At 38.7% G+C, this 25896-nt stretch carries 32 protein-coding genes; 10 read left to right on the top strand and 22 right to left on the bottom strand.

The genetic code is table 11. The annotated features are described in order from the left end of the window. Window positions 1-49 precede the first annotated feature (49 nt). From H7F25_RS04755 to H7F25_RS04720, 8 genes are all read right to left on the bottom strand, one after another. A complete protein-coding gene (locus H7F25_RS04755; RefSeq protein ID WP_103132076.1) occupies window positions 50-226 on the bottom strand; it encodes a RapH phosphatase inhibitor in 177 nt (58 codons plus the stop codon). Beyond that, window positions 216-1334, bottom strand: coding sequence for a Rap family tetratricopeptide repeat protein (locus H7F25_RS04750; RefSeq protein ID WP_056766197.1), 1119 nt, complete (start codon window positions 1332-1334; stop codon window positions 216-218). Before H7F25_RS04750 ends, H7F25_RS04755 begins: the two co-directional genes overlap by 11 nt. Window positions 1335-1536: 202 nt before the next feature. Beyond that, the gene (gene catA / locus H7F25_RS04745) at window positions 1537-2199 is read right to left on the bottom strand and encodes a type A chloramphenicol O-acetyltransferase (protein ID WP_185854339.1); all 663 of its coding nucleotides are present in this window, start codon (window positions 2197-2199) and stop codon (window positions 1537-1539) included. Between the two features lie 290 nt (window positions 2200-2489). Beyond that, the gene (locus H7F25_RS04740) at window positions 2490-3107 is read right to left on the bottom strand and encodes a sialate O-acetylesterase (RefSeq protein WP_149125738.1); all 618 of its coding nucleotides are present in this window, start codon (window positions 3105-3107) and stop codon (window positions 2490-2492) included. 122 nt (window positions 3108-3229) lie between these two features. After that, window positions 3230-3628 carry a hypothetical protein gene (locus H7F25_RS04735; protein ID WP_149125739.1) on the bottom strand — a complete coding sequence of 133 codons (399 nt, stop codon included), beginning with the start codon at window positions 3626-3628 and terminating at the stop codon, window positions 3230-3232. 215 nt (window positions 3629-3843) lie between these two features. Then, the gene (locus tag H7F25_RS04730; protein ID WP_149125740.1) at window positions 3844-4044 is read right to left on the bottom strand and encodes a hypothetical protein; all 201 of its coding nucleotides are present in this window, start codon (window positions 4042-4044) and stop codon (window positions 3844-3846) included. Between the two features lie 106 nt (window positions 4045-4150). Further along, window positions 4151-5335: a DUF3800 domain-containing protein gene (locus tag H7F25_RS04725; RefSeq protein ID WP_185854338.1), complete on the bottom strand. Its 1185-nt coding sequence runs from the start codon at window positions 5333-5335 to the stop codon at window positions 4151-4153. 561 nt (window positions 5336-5896) lie between these two features. Continuing rightward, window positions 5897-6739 (bottom strand): SMI1/KNR4 family protein, encoded by an 843-nt coding sequence (locus H7F25_RS04720; RefSeq protein WP_185854337.1) that lies wholly within the window; start codon window positions 6737-6739, stop codon window positions 5897-5899. Between the two features lie 233 nt (window positions 6740-6972). On the opposite strand from H7F25_RS04720, the gene H7F25_RS04715 reads away from it, so the two are divergent. From H7F25_RS04715 to H7F25_RS04705, 3 genes are all read left to right on the top strand, one after another. Beyond that, window positions 6973-7353: a stress protein gene (locus tag H7F25_RS04715; RefSeq protein WP_370880878.1), complete on the top strand. Its 381-nt coding sequence runs from the start codon at window positions 6973-6975 to the stop codon at window positions 7351-7353. 465 nt (window positions 7354-7818) lie between these two features. Further along, complete coding sequence (locus tag H7F25_RS04710) at window positions 7819-8325, top strand: hypothetical protein (RefSeq protein ID WP_044335955.1); 507 nt, start codon at window positions 7819-7821, stop codon at window positions 8323-8325. Window positions 8326-8375: 50 nt separating this feature from the next. Then, window positions 8376-8564 carry a hypothetical protein gene (locus tag H7F25_RS04705; protein WP_044335953.1) on the top strand — a complete coding sequence of 63 codons (189 nt, stop codon included), beginning with the start codon at window positions 8376-8378 and terminating at the stop codon, window positions 8562-8564. A gap of 238 nt (window positions 8565-8802) precedes the next feature. On the opposite strand, the gene hag is transcribed toward H7F25_RS04705, so the two are convergent. Further along, complete coding sequence (gene hag / locus H7F25_RS04700) at window positions 8803-9774, bottom strand: flagellin Hag (protein WP_151039300.1); 972 nt, start codon at window positions 9772-9774, stop codon at window positions 8803-8805. 449 nt (window positions 9775-10223) lie between these two features. Between hag and H7F25_RS04695 the strand changes: the two genes are divergently transcribed. After that, on the top strand, window positions 10224-10670 hold the full coding sequence (locus tag H7F25_RS04695; protein WP_185854336.1) for a MarR family winged helix-turn-helix transcriptional regulator: 447 nt from the start codon (window positions 10224-10226) through the stop codon (window positions 10668-10670). 32 nt (window positions 10671-10702) lie between these two features. After that, window positions 10703-11644: an acetyl-CoA carboxylase carboxyltransferase subunit alpha gene (locus H7F25_RS04690; protein WP_185854335.1), complete on the top strand. Its 942-nt coding sequence runs from the start codon at window positions 10703-10705 to the stop codon at window positions 11642-11644. A gap of 355 nt (window positions 11645-11999) precedes the next feature. Here H7F25_RS04690 and H7F25_RS04685 read toward each other — a convergent pair whose 3' ends face one another. Next, on the bottom strand, window positions 12000-12419 hold the full coding sequence (locus H7F25_RS04685; RefSeq protein WP_103132079.1) for a MarR family winged helix-turn-helix transcriptional regulator: 420 nt from the start codon (window positions 12417-12419) through the stop codon (window positions 12000-12002). A gap of 112 nt (window positions 12420-12531) precedes the next feature. On the opposite strand from H7F25_RS04685, the gene H7F25_RS04680 reads away from it, so the two are divergent. After that, complete coding sequence (locus tag H7F25_RS04680; protein ID WP_103132080.1) at window positions 12532-13518, top strand: YhdH/YhfP family quinone oxidoreductase; 987 nt, start codon at window positions 12532-12534, stop codon at window positions 13516-13518. A gap of 450 nt (window positions 13519-13968) precedes the next feature. On the opposite strand, the gene H7F25_RS04675 is transcribed toward H7F25_RS04680, so the two are convergent. Beyond that, on the bottom strand, window positions 13969-14352 hold the full coding sequence (locus H7F25_RS04675; RefSeq protein WP_185854334.1) for a RidA family protein: 384 nt from the start codon (window positions 14350-14352) through the stop codon (window positions 13969-13971). Window positions 14353-14457: 105 nt separating this feature from the next. Here H7F25_RS04675 and H7F25_RS04670 point away from each other — a divergent pair, with 105 nt between their 5' ends. Beyond that, window positions 14458-14796, top strand: coding sequence for a winged helix-turn-helix transcriptional regulator (locus H7F25_RS04670; protein ID WP_025093428.1), 339 nt, complete (start codon window positions 14458-14460; stop codon window positions 14794-14796). A 398-nt stretch (window positions 14797-15194) separates the two neighbouring features. Here H7F25_RS04670 and H7F25_RS04665 read toward each other — a convergent pair whose 3' ends face one another. Beyond that, on the bottom strand, window positions 15195-16301 hold the full coding sequence (locus tag H7F25_RS04665; RefSeq protein ID WP_171464160.1) for a Rap family tetratricopeptide repeat protein: 1107 nt from the start codon (window positions 16299-16301) through the stop codon (window positions 15195-15197). 749 nt (window positions 16302-17050) lie between these two features. Continuing rightward, window positions 17051-17839, bottom strand: a complete 789-nt coding sequence (locus tag H7F25_RS04660) for a helix-turn-helix domain-containing protein (protein WP_185854333.1) — start codon at window positions 17837-17839, stop codon at window positions 17051-17053. Window positions 17840-17966: 127 nt separating this feature from the next. On the opposite strand from H7F25_RS04660, the gene H7F25_RS04655 reads away from it, so the two are divergent. The 3 genes from H7F25_RS04655 to H7F25_RS04645 are packed head-to-tail and all read left to right on the top strand — an operon-like array spanning window position 17967 to window position 18833. Beyond that, window positions 17967-18170: a helix-turn-helix domain-containing protein gene (locus tag H7F25_RS04655; protein ID WP_185854332.1), complete on the top strand. Its 204-nt coding sequence runs from the start codon at window positions 17967-17969 to the stop codon at window positions 18168-18170. A gap of 24 nt (window positions 18171-18194) precedes the next feature. Next, complete coding sequence (locus tag H7F25_RS04650) at window positions 18195-18443, top strand: hypothetical protein (protein ID WP_185854331.1); 249 nt, start codon at window positions 18195-18197, stop codon at window positions 18441-18443. 45 nt (window positions 18444-18488) lie between these two features. Beyond that, window positions 18489-18833, top strand: a complete 345-nt coding sequence (locus tag H7F25_RS04645; protein ID WP_185854330.1) for a YolD-like family protein — start codon at window positions 18489-18491, stop codon at window positions 18831-18833. 18 nt (window positions 18834-18851) lie between these two features. On the opposite strand, the gene H7F25_RS04640 is transcribed toward H7F25_RS04645, so the two are convergent. From H7F25_RS04640 to H7F25_RS04600, 9 genes are all read right to left on the bottom strand, one after another. Then, window positions 18852-19175, bottom strand: coding sequence for a hypothetical protein (locus tag H7F25_RS04640; protein WP_185854329.1), 324 nt, complete (start codon window positions 19173-19175; stop codon window positions 18852-18854). Window positions 19176-19265: 90 nt separating this feature from the next. After that, window positions 19266-19505, bottom strand: coding sequence for a phage holin (locus H7F25_RS04635; RefSeq protein ID WP_185854328.1), 240 nt, complete (start codon window positions 19503-19505; stop codon window positions 19266-19268). Further along, the gene (locus tag H7F25_RS04630) at window positions 19502-20353 is read right to left on the bottom strand and encodes a peptidoglycan recognition protein family protein (protein ID WP_185854327.1); all 852 of its coding nucleotides are present in this window, start codon (window positions 20351-20353) and stop codon (window positions 19502-19504) included. The genes H7F25_RS04635 and H7F25_RS04630 overlap by 4 nt, the downstream gene beginning before the upstream one ends. 25 nt (window positions 20354-20378) lie before the next feature. Then, window positions 20379-20690: a hypothetical protein gene (locus H7F25_RS04625; protein WP_185854326.1), complete on the bottom strand. Its 312-nt coding sequence runs from the start codon at window positions 20688-20690 to the stop codon at window positions 20379-20381. 32 nt (window positions 20691-20722) lie between these two features. Continuing rightward, window positions 20723-20863 carry an XkdX family protein gene (locus H7F25_RS04620; protein WP_185854325.1) on the bottom strand — a complete coding sequence of 47 codons (141 nt, stop codon included), beginning with the start codon at window positions 20861-20863 and terminating at the stop codon, window positions 20723-20725. Further along, window positions 20863-21150 (bottom strand): hypothetical protein, encoded by a 288-nt coding sequence (locus H7F25_RS04615; RefSeq protein ID WP_185854324.1) that lies wholly within the window; start codon window positions 21148-21150, stop codon window positions 20863-20865. Before H7F25_RS04615 ends, H7F25_RS04620 begins: the two co-directional genes overlap by 1 nt. An 11-nt stretch (window positions 21151-21161) precedes the next feature. After that, the gene (locus tag H7F25_RS04610; protein WP_185854323.1) at window positions 21162-22595 is read right to left on the bottom strand and encodes a phage baseplate upper protein; all 1434 of its coding nucleotides are present in this window, start codon (window positions 22593-22595) and stop codon (window positions 21162-21164) included. Window positions 22596-22609: 14 nt separating this feature from the next. Beyond that, entirely contained in the window at window positions 22610-24490 is a 1881-nt protein-coding gene (locus H7F25_RS04605) for a right-handed parallel beta-helix repeat-containing protein (RefSeq protein WP_185854322.1), read from the bottom strand. A 12-nt stretch (window positions 24491-24502) separates the two neighbouring features. Further along, a complete protein-coding gene (locus H7F25_RS04600; RefSeq protein WP_185854321.1) occupies window positions 24503-25894 on the bottom strand; it encodes a phage tail protein in 1392 nt (463 codons plus the stop codon). Window positions 25895-25896: the final 2 nt, after the last annotated feature.

Here is a 25896-nt window from a genome sequence, read left to right as displayed (position 1 = left end):
CATTCTACTTCATAAAAAAACAGACTATTAAAGTCTGTTTTAATCTTGTCTATACGTTTTCAGAGGTTGTATTTCGATCAATGATAGTCGTATTTCGATTTGATTTTTGTTGTTCCTCCATTGTTGTATTCCGAATTGATTTTGTTTCAATGATTTTCAAAGTTTCTGCTGTTGAAACACTTAACAATACAATGGATACAATGACTAGTAATTTTTTAATAATCATACAGACACTCTCCTTTTTGAATATCATTTTGAGCTTTAAGAGCCTTTCTATAATATTCGGCAGCTTTTTCAAAGTCCCCCTTTTTTTCAGAAGATAATCCTATACTTTGAGCAAATGCCTCGACATAGACATATAGTTGCTTTTCCTCAAAATAATCTAGCACTTCTTGAATGGCTTTCTCATTAGCATTTATATAAATCGCTTTTAAAGCTTTAAATAACATCAAACACAATGAATCATTTCTCTCTAAGGAGCACTTAAGACCATCTTCTACGAGTGGAGCGGCTTCATCATGTTGACTAGACTTATACAACGACCAACTTAAACTAAATAGGGTGATTGGTTTTATATCAATACTTCGTGGTGTAATAATGTCTAAAACTTCTCTGTAGCGTATGATTGCTTCAGTGTACTTTTGTTGTCGATCATATGTATTCGCTATGTTCAATAGAATTTTAGCAATTAACATATTATCGGCGAGCTCTTCTGCTATAGAAAAAGCTGTATTTAGATGCTCTAATGACTTGTCATATCGCTTGAAATCATCATAATTTCCTGCAATAACAATCAAGCTTTGTATTTGGCGAACTTTATATTGTTCATGCTGCTTATAGATGTCTAAGGCCTTTATAATATGATGCATAGAAACATGAGTTTGTTTCATAATATAGTAGGCTTCAGCCACCTTGAAGTGAAACTCCGCTTGCTCAATATCATCGACAACCAATGCGAGCTGCCTTTCAGCGATCTTATAATATTGGATAGCCTGTATGTATTCTTTCTTACTAAACTCATACATTCCTCTAAAAAAAGCATTATAGTATTGCAGCATGCCAGAAAGTTGATGATTTGAGTTTTCAATTTTATCAACCAAATCAGAAACAGAAGGCGATCGTTTTTCTGAAGGTTTAATATAATCGAGCATAAGCTGGTGTCGAAAACACATTAATTGATAATAAATGAGTAGGTCTTGATCCTCTTCCATTCGCTCAATTTCTCGTTCGACTTCAGCTTTCAAAATCTCTGCATCAGGTACACTGAATTGCCGAATCATTTTATACCATTCATTTATTTTCACACCTACATGTGAAGAAAGAACTTTCTCCATCCCTTATTCCCCTTCCACTGAACTCCCTTATATGACATTTATTATCACATACAAGAATTTACAAAGCACCGAAAAGAAACCGCAAAAAGAACAAATATAGCCTCAGTAAACCTTTGGAACATTTTCATTCTCATCACAAAACAAAAAGGCAGACTCATTTCAGTCTGCATCTTCTAGATTTCCATGAGCATACCTTTTGTCTTCAGGTAATTGGCATTGAATCATTTAACCACTCGTCACAATGTTCAATAAGCCACCTCAAATATTCCACATATTGACCGACGTGATAGCCATCACAAACAGCATGATGTACTTGAATCGCAACAGGCAAAATTATTTTCCCTTCTTCCACTTTAAATTTGCCTATCGTAAATATTGGCAGTAAATAAGTCTCTTTTGTAGATACATTAAGGTTAAAAGAAGTAAAATCAATCCAAGGTAGACTTGAAATATTGAACATGTTCTCTGGCATATGAGGTTTCGGAAATAGGTTGCTGCTTTTGCTAAATGTTTCAATGTCGGCCACACAGCTTTTATAAAACTGAGCAAAGTTTTCGTCATAAGGCGTCCAAATACTTGAAAATGTCTTTGTTTCTTTATTTAGAATCGTATAACTAGGATGGAGAAGTTCCCAATGACCAAGTTCATCGTTTACTAGATCCATCCGAAACTCCGGTATTTTTTGCACAGCTCTTGCTAACAAATAAACTTGCACAGGATATACTTTTAACTTTTTTTCTTTTAATATTGAATGCAGTTTCGTGATGTCTAGATCGATCACCAAGCTATATGAGCATCGGGTTACCTTCATATAATGATGAAAGTGCTCTTTTCTCGGATAATTTTCGTCTATTTGTTTAAACATTTTTATCTCCTCCTGAATGTGATTTACTGTATTCAGGAGGAAACTTTATCTGCTTTCACCACCACAATCATCCTTTCAAGAGATATATTATATTTCAGTCTATCACTTAGCCTACGATAAAACCTTCAGCAACTCTTCGTAAGTCATCTTGCCCAACGTGAATTTTTCTAGTGCTATATATGTTTTCTCCGCTGAGGTATGCATTCTATTATGACATTCATTCACTAACTCATATTCATTTGGTAATGGTTCATGTATATGTTCTTTTTTTCGAAATGCTTCATAATATCTTATACCAAATATTCTCTGAGACATCGCATTGATGTGAATTCCGGCTGGGTTAGGTGCAAGGCCTTTGGCAGTAACATAATAACAATTTTCATGATGATGTGCATATTTTTTAGTTCTTCATTCATCAGTTCATATTCCACACACCCTGCGCCAAATGCTGTTTTTCCCAAGAAATCGCCCAAGCCTCCTATTACAAGCGGAATGTTAGGTACAGATAATTCAGTTCTTAGTTCATGAAATAATCTTATTATTTTTTCATAGTATTCTTTGTATTTCCCATCTTGGCTGTCGCTTTCTCCTTGATGCCATAATATCCCGACCAATTCGCTATTTTCCTTTGCGAATTTAGCTTCACTTATAGCATGACGAAATAATGCTCCATCCTGCGACCACTCATCAATGGAACTGCCACCCTCTGCACAAGGAATAAGGCCAATCTTTTCTCCTTCATGATCCATACACCAAGCCTCCGCAAAGGAAGCCGCTAGTCCTACGCCAGCTACCGGCCTATCAAAATGAATGGGCTCAGTCATCATTTGCCATCTACCATTTCGCAGCATCATAATTCTTTCATTATAAATCGGAGGCACTTCATGTTTGAAGCCGCGCCCCGCCATATTTGATTGTCCAATTAGTAAAAGAAGAAATTTATTTAAATTTTCAACTATTACCGTATTTCTCTTATTTTGTATAAGGTTCTTAGTTCATAAAAGATATGCAGAAATTCCGATTGCAGTAGCTAAAATATAATTAAATGAAGGGAAGGATCGGTTAATTGGTGTGCTGTGCGAACGCTTTGTGTATTGTCAATTCGCTCATTAATTATTCCTCGTAATTCATCTACCCTGTCCATCATCATTTGAGTAGCTTGCATTAAAAAGGAATCAAAATTGATAGACCCATCCTGTGCGTTAATAGATCGTTCATGCTTAATTTCAAATGCTTGTTGGATAAAATCTTCTACATAATCATCTAAAACATCTTCTGTCATATAAATCACATTTTCTTGCATAAGGTCATCTATATACCCGGCTTTATCAAACTCTAGAAACTCAATGACAGCTGGTTCTATCTCATATTTGCAAATTAACTCCTGAAGATTCGCCAACTTCTCAATTAGTTCATCTTCCTCATTCATTAATTCTCTAATAGGCGAGTTACTTTCAATTTCTTAAATCAATAACGTTACAGTTCTTTCTAATTTTTCTTGAAAGTGTGCATATGTTTCAATAATCTTTTTATCTATATAAAATATCAGCACTTTTATAATATTCACCTTGTGCAATCCTATGAATTTCCTATAACACCTAAATTCTTCCACTTAGAATAGTTCTGATTTTTCTAGCTCCCTCGTTAGAAAATCAAAGGAAGCATATCGTAAGCATAATATTGTTCCGCCACAATCTCCACTTCTTCATCAATGATATCTTTTATTTGAAAAATAGCATGTTCGTCTTCAATAATCACACCCGCTTCAAAATTGTTGGCTGATTCCAAAGAATAATTCGATATATACCCAATATTATTTGTCATGATGATTTTTGCTTTTTGCATGATTGTTAAACACAAATTAACTTTTAAATTTCTCATTGAATTTTTAAGGATCTAATTTTGCTACATAGATATTTATTAGGGTTCTTGCATTTCTTATAGCCCATTTCTAGTCAAATACATATATAACAGATTGATCGTTAGTTAGTTCATCATGAGGTTCTTCTAGTGTATGTGATGAAGATGAAATTTCAACAATATTTAGTAGGTCGTATACATAGGAAGCAAATTCATCTTTTGCGTTCAATTGACTTGGATTTTTTCTTTGATGATTCAGTCTTCGATTAATTGCACCGGTAAACAAATCGGCTACTTGGATTAATCTACTAGTGCGAGAGTCTATAGACATAAAAGCATTTAATGTAAGTTCATCTTCATAATGTAATTTAAAGTTATCTATCAATGATTGCTGAATCTGACTAAGCCTTAAAGCGCTTTCACCATCTTCTTTATCTTTAAAATATTTAATCTGTTTGGGCAATCCTATTCTACCAGTATTTTTTTCATGTTCTACTCCCTTTCGAACTAACTGATAAAAAAGCTCAGTAATTATTTCATCTATTGGTTTGGTTATTTTTGTTTTATTCACCGCAATTGCTTTAAAACTACTCATATGACCTTCAGACATTACTAAATTGAAAAAATCTTTATACAACAGTATATTATTTCCATTGTTCTTAATTTTATTAAAATGAAATTCGTTTGGTACAGTGCTATCAATTTGTTTTTGCTCTTGCGACCAATCCGCTAGTCGAGCATTTAATATCCCGCCACCTGCAAGTATCCATATACTACCCACTATCGCAAAATCATCATTTTTACCGCTCTCATCAGCATAAATGTCTATTGATTCAATCGCAGGTTTAGTTGCTATTTCATATTCTTTTTGAATTTCTTCTTTGCTTTGGCGATATCTCCTATATTTTTTATCAGCTTGAAACAAACCATATTCATTTTGGATTTTCGCTCTCGTCCTGGCGATAGATGTTAGCCTTTCGAGTTCAAAAAGTTTTTCAAAACTGACTTGGTTTCCCTTATGATCTTGAAATACTTCCCAATACTTTGTCATTAATGCTACATCTGAATTTCTTGTTTCTGGGAAACGATTTAATATAGAAGCTACTTTTGTAATAAGATGTTTCGTTTCACCAGCTTGCACAGCCGTCCATAATTGTTCACCTTTGTTTCTTTTTTCAGTTTCTTTTTCTTCATCCGATAAAGTAACCTGTTCTTCAACTTCTTCATTCAAAACCTCTTCATCCGTTTTTTGGAAGAGTTTGTCTCTACCTGACATTTTAATCAACCACCTTTTTTACCTCTTTCGACAAATAAGACTATTATCCTGCTACTTTTAACATATTCCTCCATGAGGCGCCTATATTTTGAATTTAATTGCTTCCAAAATCCCCTTATACTATCGCCATAAGATAACCAATCTTTTATTGACTAGCCGCAATTTCCTATTTTCAATCTCAAGTTATTCTTGTTATAAAAGTCAAATATAAAAGAAAAAACAGACAGGCAATTGGGACTTTGTCATTGATATTGACAAAGGTTCAATCTCAAATCACCTCCTTCAAGATTACGCAACATTGACTGTCCCTACATAAAAAGAAAACGAGTTTACCAGTAGATATAAAAAAGACCTGACTGAGTGTCAACCAGCTTCATGAAGGGGTCAATCTAATTCTTATTATAATGAAAATGACATGGTTGTACAAACGTTTGTTCCTATATAAAAAAGAGTAGCTTTTAAGAGCCACTCTTTTTTTAAAATTCATCAGCTTTTTTTACTTTTTGCTTCTTTAGCCATTCCCAATAGTTTCTCTATAAAGGACAACTTAAGATCGTTCTATTAAGATAGAAGTTCCGTTCCAATCGCAATATTTTCTCCGAAGTTCACTAGCAGTGGGTCATCATTTTTTTCTAAAAAATTAGCTATTTGATGCAGAATCTCACTAATTTTTTCGTTGATCGGCATATTTTGATTTAATAAGAAAATGCAGAGAATCGTATCAGCTACTTGATAAAGCTTATATTCATCTTTTGTATTTTCAATGTGATATTGCATCTTTTTAAAAAACCATTCAATTTCGTTCAAATCAACCATCGGGTAATATTGAATTTTATACAGATTACCTTCATCAAGGACGTCCAATTCAAATATAGCTTCAAGTTCTTCTTTACTTAAATGATCTTCAGGAATTTCATATTCACCCTCAGCTGCTTCATCATCAACAGTATACTCAACTGTATAAAGCCCCTCAATGAATTCATCAAAGGAATCTGCTAACTTAAAGTCTTCTTCCATCTCAACATCAAAATAATGAATTGGAGGATTCTTTTTCGTTTTTCGATAATCCATCGCTACCCAAGTATGGCCATCCCCGCTAATTAGAACAAGCCCTTCTGGCAACTCCCACTCTTTTATTAAATAGGCACTATCCATAATTCCTTCATCTTCAGAAATTCCCAGCAAGTGATTAAATTGAATGTGATCCTCAGCCCATGAATTAGAGTGATTGGTTGGAAAAGCATTATAAACTGTATAACCCCCATTCTGTTCTAATATGAGCTTTTTATATTTATCTGGTAAAATGACTCCAAGTTTCTTTTCAGCCTTAGCAATATCCTTTCCATGTATCTTTTCTAGCTTGTAGTAATTTTCTTCTTCTTCAATTTCCCAAAAAGGATTCAAGATGTATACCCCCTAGAATAATATGCACATAAACTATATCATTTTTGAAGATTTTCTTTTCTCAACTTATTCAAACTGAGAGAATAACATTGGCTGATTAGTCAATAACGCTGTCTATTTTTGTCGAAAAGATAGTAAAAAGGAGGGTCTCATTGTAAAATTCTCTTTGCACCTAATAATCAGGAGGATCAATCATGAAGAAATTTTTTGTATTAATTTTTACTTGTTTAATCATGCTAACAGCTTGTAGCAATGCAGCATCTACTAAAAAACAGCTCACAACAGACAACGTGATTGAAGCGTTCAAAAGTGCTGGACTTGAAGCAGAAAAACCAACTGATCTTGAACAAAAAGAGTTTGGAAATATAAGAGAAGAAGGAAAAAGGATTCTCATTCCTTCTTTAGGTGAAAATGCTGGTGGAAGGATTTTTAAATTTGGAAATGAAACTGACCTTAACCAGGCCAAATCTTACTATGATGAGTTGGGCAATGCTGGATCTATGTTCTTCTCTCACACATATTCAAAAGGGAACTTCCTGCTTCAAATGAACGGAGAAATGAAGGATTCTGAATTTGAAAAATATAAGAAAGTGATGGATGAGGAAATAAAATAGTTTCATATTTTTTACTTATTGCTTCTTTAATCTTTAACAGAGAAGGGTTCTTTACAATGGTCTCTTTGAGCTGGATCGAACCGTCACCTCTACCCTGTCAAGGTAGAGGTATAGAATTCTGTCATTACCAGTGACACCCTCTAATTCACTTCTACCGTTACTACATAAGCTTTTTATCCTCCGGTATTCCTTCGTTTTTTAAGAACTAAAAATGTTACCTCTTTATTCTTAATCTTTGTTGTTTAAATTCTTTGTTAATCATGTTTTTCATCAATATGCATGCATATTGTACCGTTCAAACCTTATAACAAATAACCTATTTACTTCTTTTATTTACAAATGATAACATTCATTAGAGTAGGAGGAATATTTCTAACAGCTAAAACAAAATATTGCATTACTAAATAAGCCTTACATTCCTTGAAAGCCTAATGTCTAAAATATATTCAAAAGTAGGAGTTTATTATGGAAAAACTAAGTTCTTCTAAAGGTTTAATCTTATCAACAGTTGCAGGAATTTCTGTTTTTATATTCACACCTTTTGCAGAAGCAAATGCTACTAAAGCTCTCGAAAAAGAACAGTCCTTTTCTTATTCATCTGTAAAATTTTCTTTTCAACAATCAAAAGAGCCTACAATAGATGAGATTGCACAGTATTGGAATCTCAATGAAGAAGAAACAGTAAAGTTCAAAAAAGTAATAAAAGAAGCTCAGTCAAAAACATACGGAGAAGCTACTTTACACGGTAAATTCACTTCGGCTATAAAAGCAATAAAAGGAGCTTATGACCAATTACCAACTAAACTGAAAGTAATGATAGGCGGTGTAACAGGGTTAGAAACCATTCTAATCACTCTCGAACACTATACAGGCGCTCTTGAACATGGTATTTACTTAGGCGCTCTTAAAGTGACTGGAAGTGAAAATGCAGCATGGTGGGTTGCTAAAACCATCATGTTGTTCGTTTTTTAAAATGAACTAAAACACACCTAAATGGAAAACAACAAGGAGGTGCTCGGCTAGTGACACAGGAAAATAAGGCATCAAAAAGTCTGTTAATTACTTTACCTGCCGCTATTATCGCTATTGTGTTGATTTTAGGAAAAATTGATACACCTGTAACAAATATTTTATTTTATGTAGTAGCTTTTGGTGTAATGGGTTTAACTGTTTCAAGCTTAATAAAAGACTACAAAAAAAAGAAAGATTAGAAAGATTGATTACTTGTCAGGGAGCTGCTTTATGTAGCTCCCTGTTTGTTAAAAACAGGATAATGATCAACACTGAGAAATACAAAAGTCACTCTCGAATATTTGGTCAGTTGGATAGTAATATTCTTTGTCGTATTTATTGGCGTTGAAGCATCTTTTAGAACGATCAATAAAATGAGGCATCGAACCGAATAAAGACTAACAAAAAAAGCCCCTATATAAAGGGGCTTTTGATTTATTAACGTAATAATTGAAGTACGTTTTGTGGCTGTTGATTCGCTTGTGCAAGCATAGCTTGAGAAGCTTGAGAAAGAATGTTGTTCTTCGTGAACTCACTCATTTCTTTTGCCATGTCAACGTCACGAATACGAGACTCAGCAGCCGTTAAGTTTTCAGAAGAAGCACCAAGGTTGTTGATTGTGTGTTCTAGACGGTTTTGGACTGCACCAAGTTTAGCACGCTGTGCAGAAACTTGTTTAATAGCCCCATCAACGATTGCTAACTGATCATCAAATCCACCATCGTCATCAGCTGCAATTGTTTCAAATTTAGATACATCGATATCTTTAACAGACTTACCTGTCTCAACTGCACCATCGTTGTCTGTAACGCCTAAAGCAGCAGCGCTCATATCTTGAATGTTTACCTTAATTTGTTGTGTAGCATTTGCACCAATTTGGAATACTAAAGCATCACCAGGAGTTGCTGGGACTGCAGGTGTACCTGTACTTGGATCATCTGGATCTGTCGGCGGAATTGCTGGTGTGCCAGGTGTACCTACTCCATTAAACGTACCATTTAATAATTTTTTTCCGTTAAACTCAGTACGATTAGAAATACCATCGACCTCTTCAACAAGCGCTGTGATCTCATCTTTAATTGCAGCTAAGTCTTCACCTTGCTGTGTACCAGTATTTCCAGCTTGAACGACTAGTTCACGAACACGTTGAAGGATGGAGTGAGTTTCAGTCAATGCACCTTCAGCTGTTTGGATAAGAGAGATACCGTCTTGTGCGTTTTTAGATGCCATTTCTAATCCGCGAATTTGCCCACGCATTTTTTCAGAGATTGCTAGACCTGCTGCGTCATCTCCTGCACGGTTGATTTTAAGACCAGAAGAAAGTTTCTCCATGTTCTTTTGGCTCGCACCGTTGTTTGCAGACAAACGGTTTAATGTGTTAAGTGCTGCGATATTGTGGTTAATTCTCATTTCCTATTACCTCCGTGTAATTTTTTTAGAGAGCTTATCTGTAAAGTCCATTTGGATGAGAAGCTCTTCCTTAGAATTTTTTGATTTCTAAGGCATGTGTATAGTAGTAACGCAGAGCACCTTTTGGCTCTCTAACTTTACTACCGTATGTAACATCAGTTATGGCAATAATCATGAAACCTCCTTCTATTCATTCAAAATGATTAGTCTTGTCACTTTTACGAGACTAGATACCCGCCATAACAATGAATATTATGTTACCTACTATAGACTGAACTTCCATATATTTTAGTTTGTGGAAATTGTTAATTTCACAAATTAGACACATTTCACAAGAAGTAATATCTCGTCCATGTTGTCACATTGGCTTATGTTAAGCTTGTGAAAAAAACATATTCATGTATAATACAATTGATGTATGATACATTAATTGTAGGAGGGTGACCTTTTTGAAAAGAGAAGATGCCTTAAAATTAAGATCAGATATTAAGAAAATGATTATAATAACTGGGGTTTTTGAATCTCAAAATTTGCCGAATGGACCATTTGAAAAACCTCTACCCACTTCTCAAATGATGGCCTTAGAGGAACTAGAGGTGGAAAGATTAACTGTTTGGCAACTATCCAATAAACTTAGATTAGAGACTTCAACTGTAAGTAGATTGGTAGATAAGTTAGTAAAAAAGGGGCTTGTTTATCGTGAAGTAAATGAAAAAAATAGAAGAGAACTTTTTCTGCACCTCACAGAAAAAGGTCACATTACTGTTAATCGTTTAAGAGAACAATCCCTTACATTTTATCAACGTATCCTCAATAATTTATCAGAATCAGAACAAAAAATAGTTGTGGATGGTTTTGAATTATTTATTAATTCTATTTCTAAGTCTTTTGATTAGAGTGAGGTAAATCATAACCTTTGGAGGATAAAATGAGTTTGGATTTTGAACGTCCTATCATTGAACTAAAAGAGAAATTTGATGAATTAAAGAAAATGATGAAAGAAAATAATGTAGATTTATCGTCAGAAATTCATTTATTAGAAAAACGTTTAAATAAAATACAAGATGAAATTTATTCTAATCTTACACCTTTTCAACGAGTTCAAATTGCAAGGCTACGTAACCGGCCCACGACATTGGATTATATACCTTTATTGTTTACAAACTTTTTCGAACTTCATGGTGATCGATTATATGGTGATGATCAAGCAATGATAGGTGGTATTGCAAAATTTAAAGGAATGCCCGTTACGGTTATTGGTCATCAAAGAGGTAGAAGTACAAAGGAAAATATAGAGAGAAATTTTGGAATGGCTCATCCAGAAGGATATAGAAAAGCGCTAAGACTGATGAAACAAGCTGATAAATTTAATCGCCCTATTATTACATTTATTGATACAATAGGCGCCTATCCAGGGAAAGGGTCTGAAGAACGTGGAATTTCTGAAGCGATAGCTCGAAATCTATTTGAAATGGCTACTCTTAAAGTGCCAATTGTTTGTATTGTAATTGGAGAGGCATCAAGTGGTGGAGCTCTTGGCATTAGTGTCGGTAACCATATCCATATGTTAGAGTATTCATGGTACTCGGTCATTTCGCCAGAAGGAGCAGCATCTATCCTATGGAAGGACGCTAAGTATGCTCCAGAAGCTGCTGAACGTATGAAAATTTCGGCAAAAGATTTAAAACAGTTAGGAATTATTGATGAAATCATCCCTGAAATAAAAGGTGGAGCACAAAATGATATAAAATCACAGGCAAAAATGATTGAATCTGTAATCGAATCATCTCTAAAAAAATTGATACCATTATCCTCGGAAGAGCTTTTACAACAGCGATATGAAAAGTATAGACAAATAGAAAATATGTAAAGTTCATATTACATTTAGGAGAATTTTTACAAAAAATTCTAAATAATTTGTAAGTAACCTCTTAAAGTGAATATGCTGATACTATTAAAAAGTGTGAAATCAGTATGAAAAAGGATTTTCTTCCATCAATACTTTTTCTGAATGTCCTCAAATCGTCTTCATAAAAAAACAGACCATGCATGGTCTGTTTTCATTTTGCCCATATGTTTTGAGATTCTCCATCTCTCAGTCGCCGAGCCATATCTAAAGCAAAATAAGTCATGATGCCATCGCATCGGGCACGTTTAAACGACATTAATGATTCTTCAATTACAACATTTATGGATTTAATATGAAATTTGTTTATAAAAGTACATCATTGAAAATTATTTATAATGGTACTTAATGCTTTCTTTAGTACAACCTTATCATCATTTGACAAGTTTTGAAGCGCTGTCTTGTTCAGCTCAATTGTTGCTGCTTCAACTTGATCTCTAATGACTAAAGATTTTTGAGTAGCCTCTACTAAAATATTTCTTCGATTGTTTGGATCTATTGTGCGTTCAATTAAGTCAGCTTTTTGCATTTTATCTAAAATGCCAGAAACGGTTGAGGCTTCTAAATATACACGTTCTCCAATTTGTTTAGGAGATAGCTGGCCCTCTCTCCACAGACAGTTCAACACACCATATTGAGCGGGTGTCAAATCACTTTCCTCTAAAAGTTTACTAAAGTACTTGAACACTTTATTTTGACTAACACTTAGTAAAAAATTTATGCACTCTGATAATTCCATTTTATCTCCCCCACATTGACTTCACCTATAATATCATGGTAGTTTTTTAATTGAAATACTTTTGTATCAGAAATATTTTGTTGTAATATATTTTTAGAGAGGAAGATACACAATGGATTCATTTAAAGCGATTCTAGTTACAGAAAAAAATGATCAAGTTAGTTATGATCTTCAAAATGTAAGTGTTAACGATTTATCTGAAGGAGAAGTATTAATTAAAGTAGCATATTCTTCAATCAATTATAAAGATATGCTGGCTGTTCAAAAAAATGGAGGTGTTATTCGTAACTATCCTATGATTCCTGGAATTGATCTAAGTGGAACTATCGTTCATACAACAGATAATCGTTTCGTAGAGGGTCAACAAGTGATTGTCACAGGTTTCGCTATGGGCATGAGCCACACAGGAGGTTTTTCTGAATATGCTAGAGTACCTGCGGATTGGATTGTTCCTTTGCCAAATAACTTGACTTTAAAAGAAGCAATGATTTTTGGAACAGCAGGCTTTACCGCAGCTCTTTCGATCATGGCTTTACAGGAAAATGGTATGAGTACGAAAAATCAACCTAATATACTCGTTACAGGGTCAACTGGTGGAGTTGGTAGCATTGCTATACAATTATTATCTAAAATTGGGTATAAAAATATTTTTGCTTTAGTGCGTAAAGATAATCAAGTTGATATAGCAAAATCAATAGGAGCAACTGATATCATTTTTGCAAACGAGTTAGGAGAGCTAATAAAACCATTAAACAAGCAAAAATTTGACTTCGTCTTAGATACCGTAGGAGGAGATGTGGCTTCTGTGATCATTCCTCAAATTTCTTATGGTGGAAGTATGAGCATGTGCGGGAATGCAGGCGGAATTAAATTAACAACAACTGTGTTACCTTTTATTCTAAGAGGGATCAACCTTCTAGGGATCGATTCTGTAAATGTACCAATCAATAAACGCAAAGTAATTTGGAACGAGATAGCAAACGAATGGAATATCTCCCAAACGACTCTAGTCAATGAGATTACTCTCGATACTTTACCTGAAAAAATTGAAGCCATTAAAAATGGCCAACATTTAGGAAGAACCATTATTAAATATTAAGATAAACGAACTTTATTTATTTAAATTACACCAGACAAATATTGAATGTATTGATGCAGATACCCCATCCCAAACAGGTGGGGTTCATCTATTCAAAAAAGAGCGGGACATGCTAGTGCTAAAACAACCTCAGGTATTTATAGTCAAGTCACAAACAAATTATAATTTAACACTTCAGAACACTTTAATCATTTTCATCCTAAAAATACTGAGAAACAATCTGGTGGATAAAGTTCGTCCCCAATCAAAAATTTATTCGTTGTCAAAAAAACAAATAACCCTTGCTACGCAAGGGTTTCAACGATGATTACGATTGGGCTACCTCATTTATAGTTTTTTGATTGTTTAGCTCGAAGCCTTATTCTGCTTAAATTATAAGATAATAAACCGGATAAAGATTCTACCCTTTCCCTTGTATAGAGAATTGATCAAATTAATCTGATAACGTATTTAATCAGTGTGTGCGATAGCCTTGACTTCAATCAATTGCTCTGGGAAAGCCAGATATGTCACACCAATGAGACTGCCAGCTGGTCTGTGTTGACCTAAGTATTCCTTGAATAGATCTATGACCGTTTCGGAGTGTTCTTGTGGATTTGTTAGAAAAATTTCCACATATGCAATGTTGGATTTCGTGGCTCCCAATTCCACCAATACCCGATCAAGGTTCTCAAATGTTTGTAGAGTCTGAACTTCAATATCCTCTTTACCAACGAATATACCATTTTTATCGTATGAAAACTGACCTGAAATGTAAATTGTTCCTTTAACGCTATATCCTTGGGTAATACCGTGATCCCATAGATTGTGATTGTAGGTTTTAATATTAGTCATTGTTTTCTCTCCTTTATTTCAAAGTAAAGTAAGTATAAAATGAATATAAATAAAAAAATAGTACGCACTATTTAGATAGCTACTATCAGAAAGGATAGTGTCAATATGAGTATGGCTGATTATAGAAAAACGGGTAATATCCAAGAGACACCTTTTGGATATACTTTATCAGTTATAGGAGGCAAATGGAAAATGCTAATTCTGTATCTCCTTTCGGAAAATCAACCCGTTCGTTTTAATGATATGAAAAGGAGACTTGGAACGATTACCTTTAAAACATTGAGTGCACAACTTAAAGATTTGGAAGCAGATGGGATGATTATACGAAAGGAATATCCACAAGTCCCTCCCAAAGTGGAATACAGTCTTACAAATAAGGCAGAAACACTTTTACCAATTTTAGAACAGTTATGTGATTGGGGAGAGAAAAATCGAAGTAATTAAATTCTTTTTGTATAGATAATTCAAGTATTGACTATGAAGAGACAAAAGAAAAGCAGCTTTTGATAAAGCAATGGAGCGTATAGGGAACTTCTAATCTTAATGAAAAAGATAGTAATGATTAGGCCCCATCCGTCCCAATAAAAACAGACCCTGCAGGGTCTGTTTTTATTTTGCCTATACGTTTTGAAGTTGTGTTTTGATCAATTGAAACAGCAATGAAAATAGCAGATAATATTCAAATAAAAAAAGCCCCGAAAAGGGCTTTTTTATTAATAGACTCCATGCTTAACCAAAGTAGCCGTTTTCTGCGGTTTGAAAATCATTTAAGGAATTTATATGTACAGTGGTTGTAATCCCCATTAATAATGTAAGGCTTAATATCATAACTTTCAAGTGCTTCATTCAGCTTCCTCCTCCATCCATGTCAATTTTTTGGCCTGTGATTCCAAACCTTCATCAAAGTATTTTGATGCCAGTTTGTAATTATCCTGCTTTTTATAAAATCTTGCTGCCATAATTGACAATTCTGCGGCATCTGTCCAAAGTTTTTGATTTTTCAGTACATCAAGAGCTGCGTCGAGCTGAATTTCATCATCTGTTACATATATTAAATGTATGATATTTAACTTAGCAATATACGCATTGTCAGCTAATTCATTCGCTAACATGAGTGACTCGTTGTGTGCATCCAGCCCTTCAGCTTTTTTATCTAACTGGAAGAGTACACGCGCTAACATGTAATTTGTTCTCATATACAGTGGTTTGTGTGGCTTTTTTAATTCAACCGAAAAGACATTTTGTAAACATTCTAAAGCTTGCTGAAGCTTTCCTTGACGCTCATAACATATCCCAAGATTGAAATACCCTAGCGCTTGTGGCAAATCAACTTTAGATTCTGCTGCTAAATTAATAGCATCCTTAAAGGTGGATTCAGCTTGTACAAATTGGTTTAAATCCATCTTATTTGATGCGATTACCATTAGAGTAGTAGCAACCCGACTCTCTTGTAAATCTGCTGATTTAAAGCTTTCTAAAGCTTTTTTGGCGTGGTTAATGGAGAAATGATTTTGTGCGATTTCGTAGTATGCAATCGAAAGCTGATAATTAAATTCAGCACGTTCTAAATCGTCAGGAACGTTTCGAAGTCGGGTCTCTGCAATATGATAATAGTTGATAGCGTCTGAAAAGCGCTTTTTATAAAACTCATACATGCCATTGAAGAAGAAATAATAATACTGAATCATGTCATCCGTTTTCTGCTTCTCTTCAATGTCTATTTGCTTCAATATATCTTTTGATCCCTCAAACTCCTGTGCCAACATTTTGTATCTGGAATCAATCAAGTTAAAGTATAATAAGACATTTTGATCTTCTTCCATATTTTCAAAGGCTATTACGATCTCTTTTCTCTTATTTTCAGCCTTTAGAATGTCCTGTTTCTTGATATATCCGTACCAATCACCGATCATTTTAGCAACAAATGGGCTTGCTACTTTTTCTCCCAAACAAACCTCCCCCTATCCATTCCTTTATTTTCCCTATAATTACATATATTATCATCCGTTTGAATATTCCACACCGAAAAGAAACCGCAAAAAAGAACAAAAAAAGAGAGACGAATTCGCCTCTCTGGTATGCCTTTTATTATTTGATGATACTCCAAATAAATCTTCCACTAGTATGGCCTGTTTTTTGTGCCCAAGCTTACTAAAGGAAACTTGTTTTCATAGCAATATGTTCTCCGAGATTTACTATAAGTGGATCTTTATTTTTTTCTAAAAATTTAGCAATTTGATTTAGATTTCCATTAATTTTATCGTTGATTGGCATATTGGGATTCAATAAGAGAACGTTGTTAATCGTAGAAGCTACTTCATAAAGATCATCTTCATCTCTTGTTTTTTCAATGTGATATTGCATCTTTTTAAAAAACCATTTTCAATTTCGTTCAAATCAACCATCTGGTGAATAAAGTTCGTCCCCCAATCAAAAGAAACAGAACAAATATTCGTAGCCCAAAAAACAAAAAACCCTTGCTACGCAAGGGTTTCAACGATGATTCCGACTGGGCTCGAACCAGCGACCTCTACCCTGTCAAGGTATACGATAAGTCTCCGGTAAGTCAGTCGGTAAGTCAAACGTTGGTATATAGACGTTAAGTCAGTCGGTAAGTCAAACGGTTTCACTTCGATACTTCGTATTATAGACGATAGGAGCGCTATTCTGCAAGTATTTCATGCGATACCCACCCGAATTATTCCGCTTCAAGAAACGCTTCGAACGCCTCTAATTTACCACGCATTTTCCTACGTTTTGCCTCGCTTGCTGCACGTTGGAACGAAATATACACGTAGTCATCAAAACGGCTAATTTCGTTCAATTTCGCTTTGAGTATCGTCTTATGCCACGCATCTACGAAAGGCTCCGGATCATGCTCGATCATTAGCGAAGGATCTACGGAAGCCTTAGCACGCAATAACAAGCCGTAATATTTATAGATTTCTGCTGCGTCAAAGTATCGACTCATAGCGTTGTAGATTTCCGTTGGCAACGAGTTTTTCAGCGCTTCAGCCGGCACCGCAGCCGTATCTTTAACGTGCTTTTGATTTAAGTGATTAATAGAATCCGATGGTTCATTTTCGATTTTGACCGTCTCAACCGTTGGCACATCGGCGTTTTCCGTCGCTGGTCGAGTGGACATTGTCGACTGGTCATTCGCAGCTAACGGCAAGATGACGATTATGTTGGCGCCCTTGCCCCCGTTGATTTTACGAGTCGTTGCGATCTTTTTGACGATGTTCAGCGCAGCCAATTGATTAAGAACACGGCGCGCCGTCTTGACGGATTTACCGATCAGGTCCGCTAAGGTCTCCGCTTTGAGATGCGCTGCGCCTGCGAACTTAACCGCATAGCGTGCGATCTGTTTAAGTGCGGTCCGCGCTGTGTCGGATAGGTCGTATGAATTTCGTTTGATGTGTTCGTAGACGGCCGTATTTAGAGCCTGCGTTGATGAGAACGTTTGGTGTTCCGCTAAGTAATGCATATCGATACCTCCATATCGCTATATCGTTATTTTAATATTAACGATATAAATATCGATATGTCAATATTTTTATTTACATGATAGCGATATTCCGATATACTAAATCTATAGAAACGGAGGTAATTCGATGGAGTTATACGTAAAGTTAGACGATCTTCTTGCAGAAATCGGCATGACTAAAAAAGAACTCGCAGAAAGAGCAGGATTGCGCCCGAATGTTATCAGTGAGATATCGCAACAACAAAGAACAACAGTTAATCGAACACACATCGGAAAGATATGCGAGGTGTTAGAAATACGTGATATGAATAAATTGTTTGAGGTAAGATGAACGTAAATCTAAGGAGGAAAACGCATGGATGGAAAGACTGTAAGTAAACGTTATTCTAGGGAACTAACTGAAATCAAAAATAAACTCAACGACTTGAAGAGTGAACGAATTTACGAATTAACCAAAAACAGAAATGACGGCTATTTACGCACGAATATAGAACAATTAGAAAATCTACTAGAGAAGCTGTTCTTCAAAATTGATAACGAGGCTCCTTCCGTCGATGAAGAATTGCGAGAAGCTATGAATAATGCTTATAAAAGTAACGATTGATAAACGAACACACATTCGGTTATAATTTAACCGGAGGTGTCGCCGATGTGGGACGAACGGAAGGATCAGAACCGCTGGAAGATGAAGTTCATTTTGCCGGAGCACAACGAAGCTTTGCGTCAATTACGCCTCGCGAAGCAGAAGATAGAACGGCCGGTATTAAGCGAAGAACAATTCGCCGAATTTGAGTTCGTTATTTCTTCGGCAATGAGCGAAGATTTGCCGCTGTTTTTCGAGCTATACGATGACGGCTTTGTTCGCGAAGTAAGTGGACGCGTTACATACGTAGACCATCTACGGAAGGAATTTCGTGTGAAGGATAATCGAGGCGATACTAATTTCGTTAAGTTTGCGGATATACTAAACGTAAAAAACGCCCCATCCGGCTAGGGACGGGGCTTTCCGATATTATTTACTTACCGCTATATCTCTACGTACAATCACTCGGAGGATGACCGCAATGGCGAATAAAATAGCACCTAAAAATAAGCCGCCAACTCCGCTCACAATTACGCTCAACCACATTTGATCGGCTTTAGCCTTCGAAGTCTCATACGTTTCTTTTGCGAAGTCAGCCAATGTAGTGTCATCCATCGTCGAAATAAGTTTCTTACCCACAGCCGCCCCATCAACGATAGCTTGGTCGTATAAAACGAAAGCCCCGATACAACCTCCGACTGCGATTAAAATTCCGAGAATCATCATTATTCTATATGTTAATACGTTTACCATCCGATCTCCTCCCTCCGTTCAATTATACGTTATTGTTATGTAAGACGGCTACCTACGTTTTTATACGTAAGCAACCGCCGAAAGTTCCGCTTATTTCTTGCCGACTTCATCCAAAGCTTTTCTTTCGCGCGCCTTCTTAGACACGTCATTATCCTTCCAGTACGCTAATAGCGAAGTTGCCCCGAGAAACAGCAACGCAATAAAATCGGACACTGCCGCTTCGTCTACCGGAATCGTCTGTATGCCAAACATCGTCAGCCCGCTGTTTACGAGTGCCAACGCAAGCAAAATAAATCGACTCACCGTTCCTGCGCTAATATTCGTCTTCATATGCTATACCCCGCTTTCTTTAGTGCCGCCACTAATTTGGTACGTGTTGCTGGTCCGTAGATGCCGTCGTTTGCAATGCCGGACTGCGTCGATTGGAATCGCTTGACTGCGCTTGCCGTTTTCGGACCGTAAATACCGTCGATGCCGTTATTCTTCGCCCCTTTGTCCGGATAGAAATAAACGGATGCTAGTGCGTTCTGAAGTTGCGTGACGGCCGTTCCGCGAGCACCTTGTCGGATAACGCCAGTCGGTACCTTTAGTTTTTTAGACGTCGTTTTACTAGGCGCCTTTGGTTTAGACGTTTTCACCGGCTTAGTCGCTGTCCCCGTTTTAGCAGGCGCCTTACTTCCGTTTAGAGCAGCGAGTTCCTTCGCAATTGCCGCTTTAACTGCGCCCCAACGACCTTCATCGAGTACACGGTGTGGGCAATGCTTTCCGCTCCAATCTTCATGCTTTTTAACGCGATCGACGCCCCAGCCGCGTTCTTTTAGAAGCTGCGCAATGAACTTAATCGCTAGTGCTTCCGCTTTTTTGTACCGCTCGCCGCCGGACTCTGAATAACAAACCTCGACGCCAATTGACGTTCTGTTTCCACTATTAGCGCCGCCCCCATCTCCGCAGTGCCAAGCGTTTCTATTAACCGGAATTCCTTGACGCACTTCTACGTCATCTACTGCGAAGTGGAACGAGACCTGATTGCTGTTACCGTTCATATACGAAATCTCATTTTTGGCCGATGCATCATTCGCAGTATTGTGGAACGTGATATACTTTGCATCCATTGTATTCGGACATTTAATACCGTATTTACTCGGAGATACTAGATCCTGTGTCACTTTAATCGTCATATAATCGTCTCCCTTTTCGTTTTATTTAGAAGTAATAACGGAACAGGACCGGCACCAACGCCAGCATTACCGGAACCGCAATCCCGATAAGCCAACGTCGGTCACCTTTAACCTGGTCGCGGTATTCTCGTAGATCGTCTCGGGCCGTTTGAGCAATACGCAGGGCTTCGTTCGCCTTGTCGTCAGCCGTGTCCGCCCTAGATAGCGCCGTTGCCGCCATTTCTCGGAACTCCTCGAAGATGCGCGTCTGATGTTGTTGTGTTGCGATGATGGTGGCGATGTCGACCTGTATCTTCGCGATCTTTTCATTAAGTTCGTGCGTAGTCGGTTGAGTCACCGCAAATCCTCCTTAAGTGCAAAATAAAAAGCCTACGCTTCTACGTAAGGCTCGCCCGTAATTTCTTCGTATTGTTCCGACGTAATTTTCTTCATGACGACCGCCGCCGCGACTTGTTCCTTCGTCCAATCTCCGTCTGCATAAAACTTCTTGATGATCGCGAACCAGTTCATTAAATCACTCCCTTCATCATTAACGTGAAAACCAATTCCGCTTGTTGCTGGCGAACGAGTTCGAGTTCAGTAGGCGCAGCTTCCGGAAACAGACTGTCGATGTACTCTTGCGTTGCACCCTCGAACCACTCTTCTTTCTCCGGATCGAATGTCGCGATAAACAGACCGTCTTGTGGTTTGACTGGCGTGTATCCTTCCGGAATTTCTTCACCATTCTCTGTATCAACGAGTATTTCTCCGGCTGCTTGCCATACATAATTTTCATCGTATTTATATACGCGGATCATTAAAGCACCTCCTATACTTTCGCCGCCCTAAAACGGAAGCCAAACGTTATAAACTCGTTCGGATTAGCCGTGTTAGAACACGATTGAATACAAACCTTACCGTCTGTTCCGATGTACGTACGGTGGTACTGCGGTACGTTTGTCGTTCCTACACTCGAAGCTACTCCGATAAAATGCATTGATTGGATCGGGAAATAATCCGGCAACAATGTGAACGCCGCGACGTTATTACCCAGCGCCCCACCTGCGATTGAGCCGATAATCTCAACGATTCCGAATGCGTCTTTTGTGTAGCGCAACGTGTGCGGAAATCCGTCCGGTGATACGTATTGCTTCCACCCATTGCCTAACGACGGCGTTTCCCAAACAACGACGGTGTCTTTCGTATCTAAAAGCCGTCTCCATCCACGGAAAGTGCCTGAACCGAAGGTATTGCGCCAAGTAGATCCGTCGTTACCCATCGCCAGTACTTCGCCAACATTATCCTCCGCAATCTGAAATCCACGTAGCGAAGCCGAGCTAGGTCCGTTTGCTGACGTACTATTTCCGTAGAAAGTTGCCGTACGGGCCGTTAGTAAATCCGTATATAAGTCCTTGCCAGCTAGGTTAAGTTTGAAAGAACCCGTATCAGCCGTTAGCTTCCGGAGCTGCCCCGCATTCCACTTCGTCTTATCGTCCGCGGTAACGTGCAAATCTAGATTGTTCGCGTGAAGATCGACCTTCTGCTGCGCACCTGACGTAGTCTCCTTCGAGTTCCATGTCGACCGCTCTTCGCTAGTTACGTGCTTTACTGCATCATTTGCGTGTGCGGTTACTTTCGCTTGGGCGCCGGCCGTCGTCTCCTTGGCGTCCCACTCCGCTTTCTTCTGAGGCGTTACGTGTACATCTGTGTTTTCTGCATGCGCATCGACCTTTTCCTGCGCGCCAGCCTTCGTTTCAACGTTATCCAGGTCTTCGAACTTCGCTTCGATTTCCGCAACGGTTGCAACAACGTCGTCGTAAAGATCATTAATTTGACCGCGCAGCGTTTCAAAGTCGTCGATGTAATATTCCGCTACAGGGACGATGTCTTGGTCGATAAGTGACTGCTCGATGCTGAAGCCGAATTTATGAATAGAAAGAGCCTGACCGTTCGTGTAATACAAAATAAGCTCGGCTTTTACTGTGCCGTAATGACGAATTTCGTCCGCACCTAAAACGTATTCGGCGAGACCTTCCGGCTTATTAACTAGTGTAATTGCTCGAATAAAACGGCTCCCATCCGCCATCGAAAGGACTAATTTACCTACGACCGCAGACAACGGCAACGGTACGCCGTCTTTCGTGAGTTTAAAGGACAGGCGCGCCGTGTTTATATCCTGCGTGCTGAATTGTATGGCGGCATTGATAGGCCGCTTTGTTTGCGCATTGACGTCGAAAGACAAAGCGCCATCTTTTGCTAACATCCGTTTTCCTCCCTTTAAATAACGTTCGCAGTCGAAGTGATCGGGTCGATACTGTTGTCGTTGTAACTGTCGTCAAAGCCCGCACCTTTTACATAGTTTCCGTACGTGGATATCTGCGAGCAAGTATTCGTTAGATAAATACCGTGACGCATACCAAGTCCAGTAATATCGTTAAACGCGCACATGGACCGAGCTACGCCGGATAAGAAAATGATTCCGTCATAACCGTCGCTTTCAGTCGCCCTCGTTCCGACATCTACGAGCGTATTAAAAAAGACGCGTACTCTTCGCGATTCCCCTGATACGGAGATACCGGAAAAGCCAACGTCTTTCAGAATGTTATTTGCGACCGTTACGTTATTACACAAGCCCTCTTCGATACGGATTCCGTTACCTTTAATGCCTCGTAGCGTATTTGCAGTAGCTGAGCCGTATGTGCTACGTGTTATCAAAATACCATGGTGTCCTACGTTATCGACTACGTTATTTCCGATCGTATAGTTGTAGACGTCGGAGATGTGGATGCCATGTCGCTCAACAACCCCGTCAATTATGTTTCCGGAGATAACTACGTCGTCGATCGTCTGATAATCTTTCCGTCCGTATACTTGAATCGCGTGGTTCTTCGTGATGTTCGTAATCGTATTTTCGGTGATAATGTGATGCTTCGTTTTATTGACGCGCCCCGTCGGATTTCCGTTTGCATCTTGCGTATATTGAGACGACACAGACGGCAAAAGAATACGGATTCCCGAAGCGCAGTTATTTATTTTGTTTCCGCTGATTCGCGTATCGTACCATTTGTTCCCGCTGATCGCGTATTCAGTCGTGTCTTCGATGACGTTGTCTAAGATGCGGATGACCGAATACCAAACGCCGTCCGTACTCGTATGTGAATCGACCGCACGCGCCCAACCACCGAGGTTGTTTGATTTTCCGAAATAGTTTCCGCGAATGACGATGTTTCTTGTGACGGTTTGATCGTACGAACCGAAAGCGCCGAAGTTTGCAGAAGAACGCATTAAGTCGATCTGAATGGCTGCCGAGAACCAACGGTCGCCTACGTAGTCAGCGTATCCTTTAAATTTAACGTTTTCTATCAAGACGTTTTGGTTGCCTGCGCAGTCAAATGCATGCCCACCTACGACGTCCAATACGGTAATATCGCGAATGATGATTCCGTCCGCATGTGCGAACCCGAAGACGGAGCATTGCTGCTTGATGACGGTTCCGTTGCTATCGAAGGTCCCGTCGCCCTCAATCACGATATTTCCATGTCCGTTGTAGCCGCTAAAATTATCCGTTTCAAGTCCGTTGACCAGCATTGAGCCAACGAAATTCCGTTTGATAACTGCGCCTCCTTGAACGATCAGCCGAGTGTTTCTGAAAATACGAAGCGTTCGAGTCTGCGTATAGTTTCCAGGCGGAACGACAAGTGTAATAGGCGTTGATTTCGACAGGTCCAGTGCCGCTTGCATTGCGTCGTCAAAGTTTCCGTATTTCTCTAAGTACGGACGCAGCGAAACAAATACGGCCATGTCTTCGATTTTCTTCATTAGCTTAGCGAAGTCGTAATCGAAACGATCTTTCGCCGTCGGATGCGTAGATGCGTCGAGAGCTACCCGCAAGTCAACGACTTCTTTGACGTCTTCGCCATCGTGATTAACGACGAGGTTCGCAAAGCGTGCGTTCAAGTTATCTAGGCGATTGGCAGCAGTAAAAAGCCCGTGCTGAATTTGCTCGGACTTGTGTGCGGGCGATGCGTTTTTGTGGGCGTTTAGCTCAGCCGTGACCTTCGTAAAACCTTGCTCGATGTTCGAAAAGTTATCGTTTAGGTTATTACGCGCAATACGATCCCACGCCGACGCTATTCGCTTTAAAAATACGTTAGCCATTTAGTGCCTCCTTTATTTTGATTCTAACGCGGCCACTCTCGCAGTTAGCGCCGTTAGGTCCGTTACGAGTTTGTTTAGGTCAACGTTGGCCCCCGAAGAACTGACGATGACCTTCGATAGTTTTATGAAATCTGCTGACGACATTAGGCCGGCTTTTGATGCGCTTGCCATGTCTACTTGCGGCTTACCATCCGGACCAACGACGATGCTTTGTAGCTTCTGAAAATCGCCCGACGTCATTAAGCCGTCAGAAACCGCAGTCGCCGGCCCGTACTTCGGAATAGTTGTCGGGTCATAGCCGTCGTCAAAGTTGGCGTCGCTTCCGATACGTATTCCGGCTCCGATAGTCGTTCCTTTTACCTTTCCGGCTGCATCGAACAGTTTAGATACGCGTTTCTCCGTCTTACGGAAACCTTTCATATCCGTTTTAATATCACGCTTCAGCTTTCCGAAAGTATAAACCGGCGACTTAGTCGGATCGGAATACCGCTCGACTCCGACAACTTTAATCCGTTTGTTGATTCCGAATGGATCGATCATGCACCATACGTAGTCGCCTTTACGTATATCTTGGACTCCGAAATGACGAAGCTCTGTATATGTCAACGTTAGTGATAGCTCGATCGTATCTGTCAGTTCCTCTTGCAAACGGATTTCTAACTCGTCAGCATTAGCCGAAGTATACGCATCGTCACGAATAGGTGCCGCGTGCTTTATCCCGTAAATTTCCGCCAATGGGCTCGTGTATTCGAGCTCTACAGCGTACGCTTTCGTTTTGTCGTTCTGTTTTCCATAGCCGCGGATATACGTCTTAAGCGAACTCGTATCGATCTCAACCGATTCGTCTCGGGAATTGAATTTATAACGAATCTGATAATCGGTATCGCGAGCCAACTCCTTCGCAATGACAACCGTTTTGCCGTCGAAGGTGTATTCCGCTTTGTACTTATCGAGAATATCTCGCAGTAAATCGTTAGAGAAACCGTCGCCGAAATCTTCGAGTTCGAACGTAGCGTCCAGTCCTTCCGGTGATATGTCGAATGTGTAGCCCGATCCTTCGAGTGCGATCGCAACCATGTCGTCAATGGTCATTTTCCGCTTCTTTCCGCTTTTGCTATAAACGTAGTTGTCTGCGAGGTCGATTAACGGCTTATAGACGCCGGATGCCTCGACCCTTATCGTTTCATTTACCGTGACTGGACGCGTCTTTTTGATGACGTATTCTTCTCCGTCGCAAATGAGTATATTTTCGTTCTCGATCAACCCGAATGAGTGGTCGTTGTTTCTCGTACTTAAAACCGACACATCGAGCGACTTTTCATTCTCGACCGTTTCCCGAACCGTACAATCGTAGTCGGTAAGCGCCTCGAATTCGCCTCTTACCGTTTTTATAAGTAGCTCCATCG

It is taken from the genome of Bacillus sp. PAMC28571 (genome assembly GCF_014250435.1).
Lineage (GTDB): Bacteria > Bacillota > Bacilli > Bacillales > Bacillaceae > Bacillus > Bacillus safensis.
This window is presented reverse-complemented; position numbering and strand designations above follow the sequence as displayed.

Coding starts and splice junctions, on each gene's coding strand:
- H7F25_RS04755 (WP_103132076.1), bottom strand. CDS start 226: ATGATTATTAAAAAATTACTAGTCATTGTATCCATTGTATTGTTAAGT.
- H7F25_RS04750 (WP_056766197.1), bottom strand. CDS start 1,334: ATGGAGAAAGTTCTTTCTTCACATGTAGGTGTGAAAATAAATGAATGG.
- catA (WP_185854339.1), bottom strand. CDS start 2,199: ATGTTTAAACAAATAGACGAAAATTATCCGAGAAAAGAGCACTTTCAT.
- H7F25_RS04740 (WP_149125738.1), bottom strand. CDS start 3,107: ATGGCGGGGCGCGGCTTCAAACATGAAGTGCCTCCGATTTATAATGAA.
- H7F25_RS04735 (WP_149125739.1), bottom strand. CDS start 3,628: ATGAATGAGGAAGATGAACTAATTGAGAAGTTGGCGAATCTTCAGGAG.
- H7F25_RS04730 (WP_149125740.1), bottom strand. CDS start 4,044: ATGCAAAAAGCAAAAATCATCATGACAAATAATATTGGGTATATATCG.
- H7F25_RS04725 (WP_185854338.1), bottom strand. CDS start 5,335: ATGTCAGGTAGAGACAAACTCTTCCAAAAAACGGATGAAGAGGTTTTG.
- H7F25_RS04715 (WP_370880878.1), top strand. CDS start 6,973: ATGCTAACAGCTTGTAGCAATGCAGCATCTACTAAAAAACAGCTCACA.
- H7F25_RS04710 (WP_044335955.1), top strand. CDS start 7,819: ATGGAAAAACTAAGTTCTTCTAAAGGTTTAATCTTATCAACAGTTGCA.
- hag (WP_151039300.1), bottom strand. CDS start 9,774: ATGAGAATTAACCACAATATCGCAGCACTTAACACATTAAACCGTTTG.
- H7F25_RS04690 (WP_185854335.1), top strand. CDS start 10,703: ATGAGTTTGGATTTTGAACGTCCTATCATTGAACTAAAAGAGAAATTT.
- H7F25_RS04685 (WP_103132079.1), bottom strand. CDS start 12,419: ATGGAATTATCAGAGTGCATAAATTTTTTACTAAGTGTTAGTCAAAAT.
- H7F25_RS04680 (WP_103132080.1), top strand. CDS start 12,532: ATGGATTCATTTAAAGCGATTCTAGTTACAGAAAAAAATGATCAAGTT.
- H7F25_RS04675 (WP_185854334.1), bottom strand. CDS start 14,352: ATGACTAATATTAAAACCTACAATCACAATCTATGGGATCACGGTATT.
- H7F25_RS04670 (WP_025093428.1), top strand. CDS start 14,458: ATGAGTATGGCTGATTATAGAAAAACGGGTAATATCCAAGAGACACCT.
- H7F25_RS04660 (WP_185854333.1), bottom strand. CDS start 17,839: ATGCATTACTTAGCGGAACACCAAACGTTCTCATCAACGCAGGCTCTA.
- H7F25_RS04655 (WP_185854332.1), top strand. CDS start 17,967: ATGGAGTTATACGTAAAGTTAGACGATCTTCTTGCAGAAATCGGCATG.
- H7F25_RS04650 (WP_185854331.1), top strand. CDS start 18,195: ATGGATGGAAAGACTGTAAGTAAACGTTATTCTAGGGAACTAACTGAA.
- H7F25_RS04645 (WP_185854330.1), top strand. CDS start 18,489: ATGTGGGACGAACGGAAGGATCAGAACCGCTGGAAGATGAAGTTCATT.
- H7F25_RS04640 (WP_185854329.1), bottom strand. CDS start 19,175: ATGGTAAACGTATTAACATATAGAATAATGATGATTCTCGGAATTTTA.
- H7F25_RS04635 (WP_185854328.1), bottom strand. CDS start 19,505: ATGAAGACGAATATTAGCGCAGGAACGGTGAGTCGATTTATTTTGCTT.
- H7F25_RS04630 (WP_185854327.1), bottom strand. CDS start 20,353: ATGACGATTAAAGTGACACAGGATCTAGTATCTCCGAGTAAATACGGT.
- H7F25_RS04620 (WP_185854325.1), bottom strand. CDS start 20,863: ATGAACTGGTTCGCGATCATCAAGAAGTTTTATGCAGACGGAGATTGG.
- H7F25_RS04615 (WP_185854324.1), bottom strand. CDS start 21,150: ATGATCCGCGTATATAAATACGATGAAAATTATGTATGGCAAGCAGCC.
- H7F25_RS04610 (WP_185854323.1), bottom strand. CDS start 22,595: ATGTTAGCAAAAGATGGCGCTTTGTCTTTCGACGTCAATGCGCAAACA.
- H7F25_RS04605 (WP_185854322.1), bottom strand. CDS start 24,490: ATGGCTAACGTATTTTTAAAGCGAATAGCGTCGGCGTGGGATCGTATT.
- H7F25_RS04600 (WP_185854321.1), bottom strand. CDS start 25,894: ATGGAGCTACTTATAAAAACGGTAAGAGGCGAATTCGAGGCGCTTACC.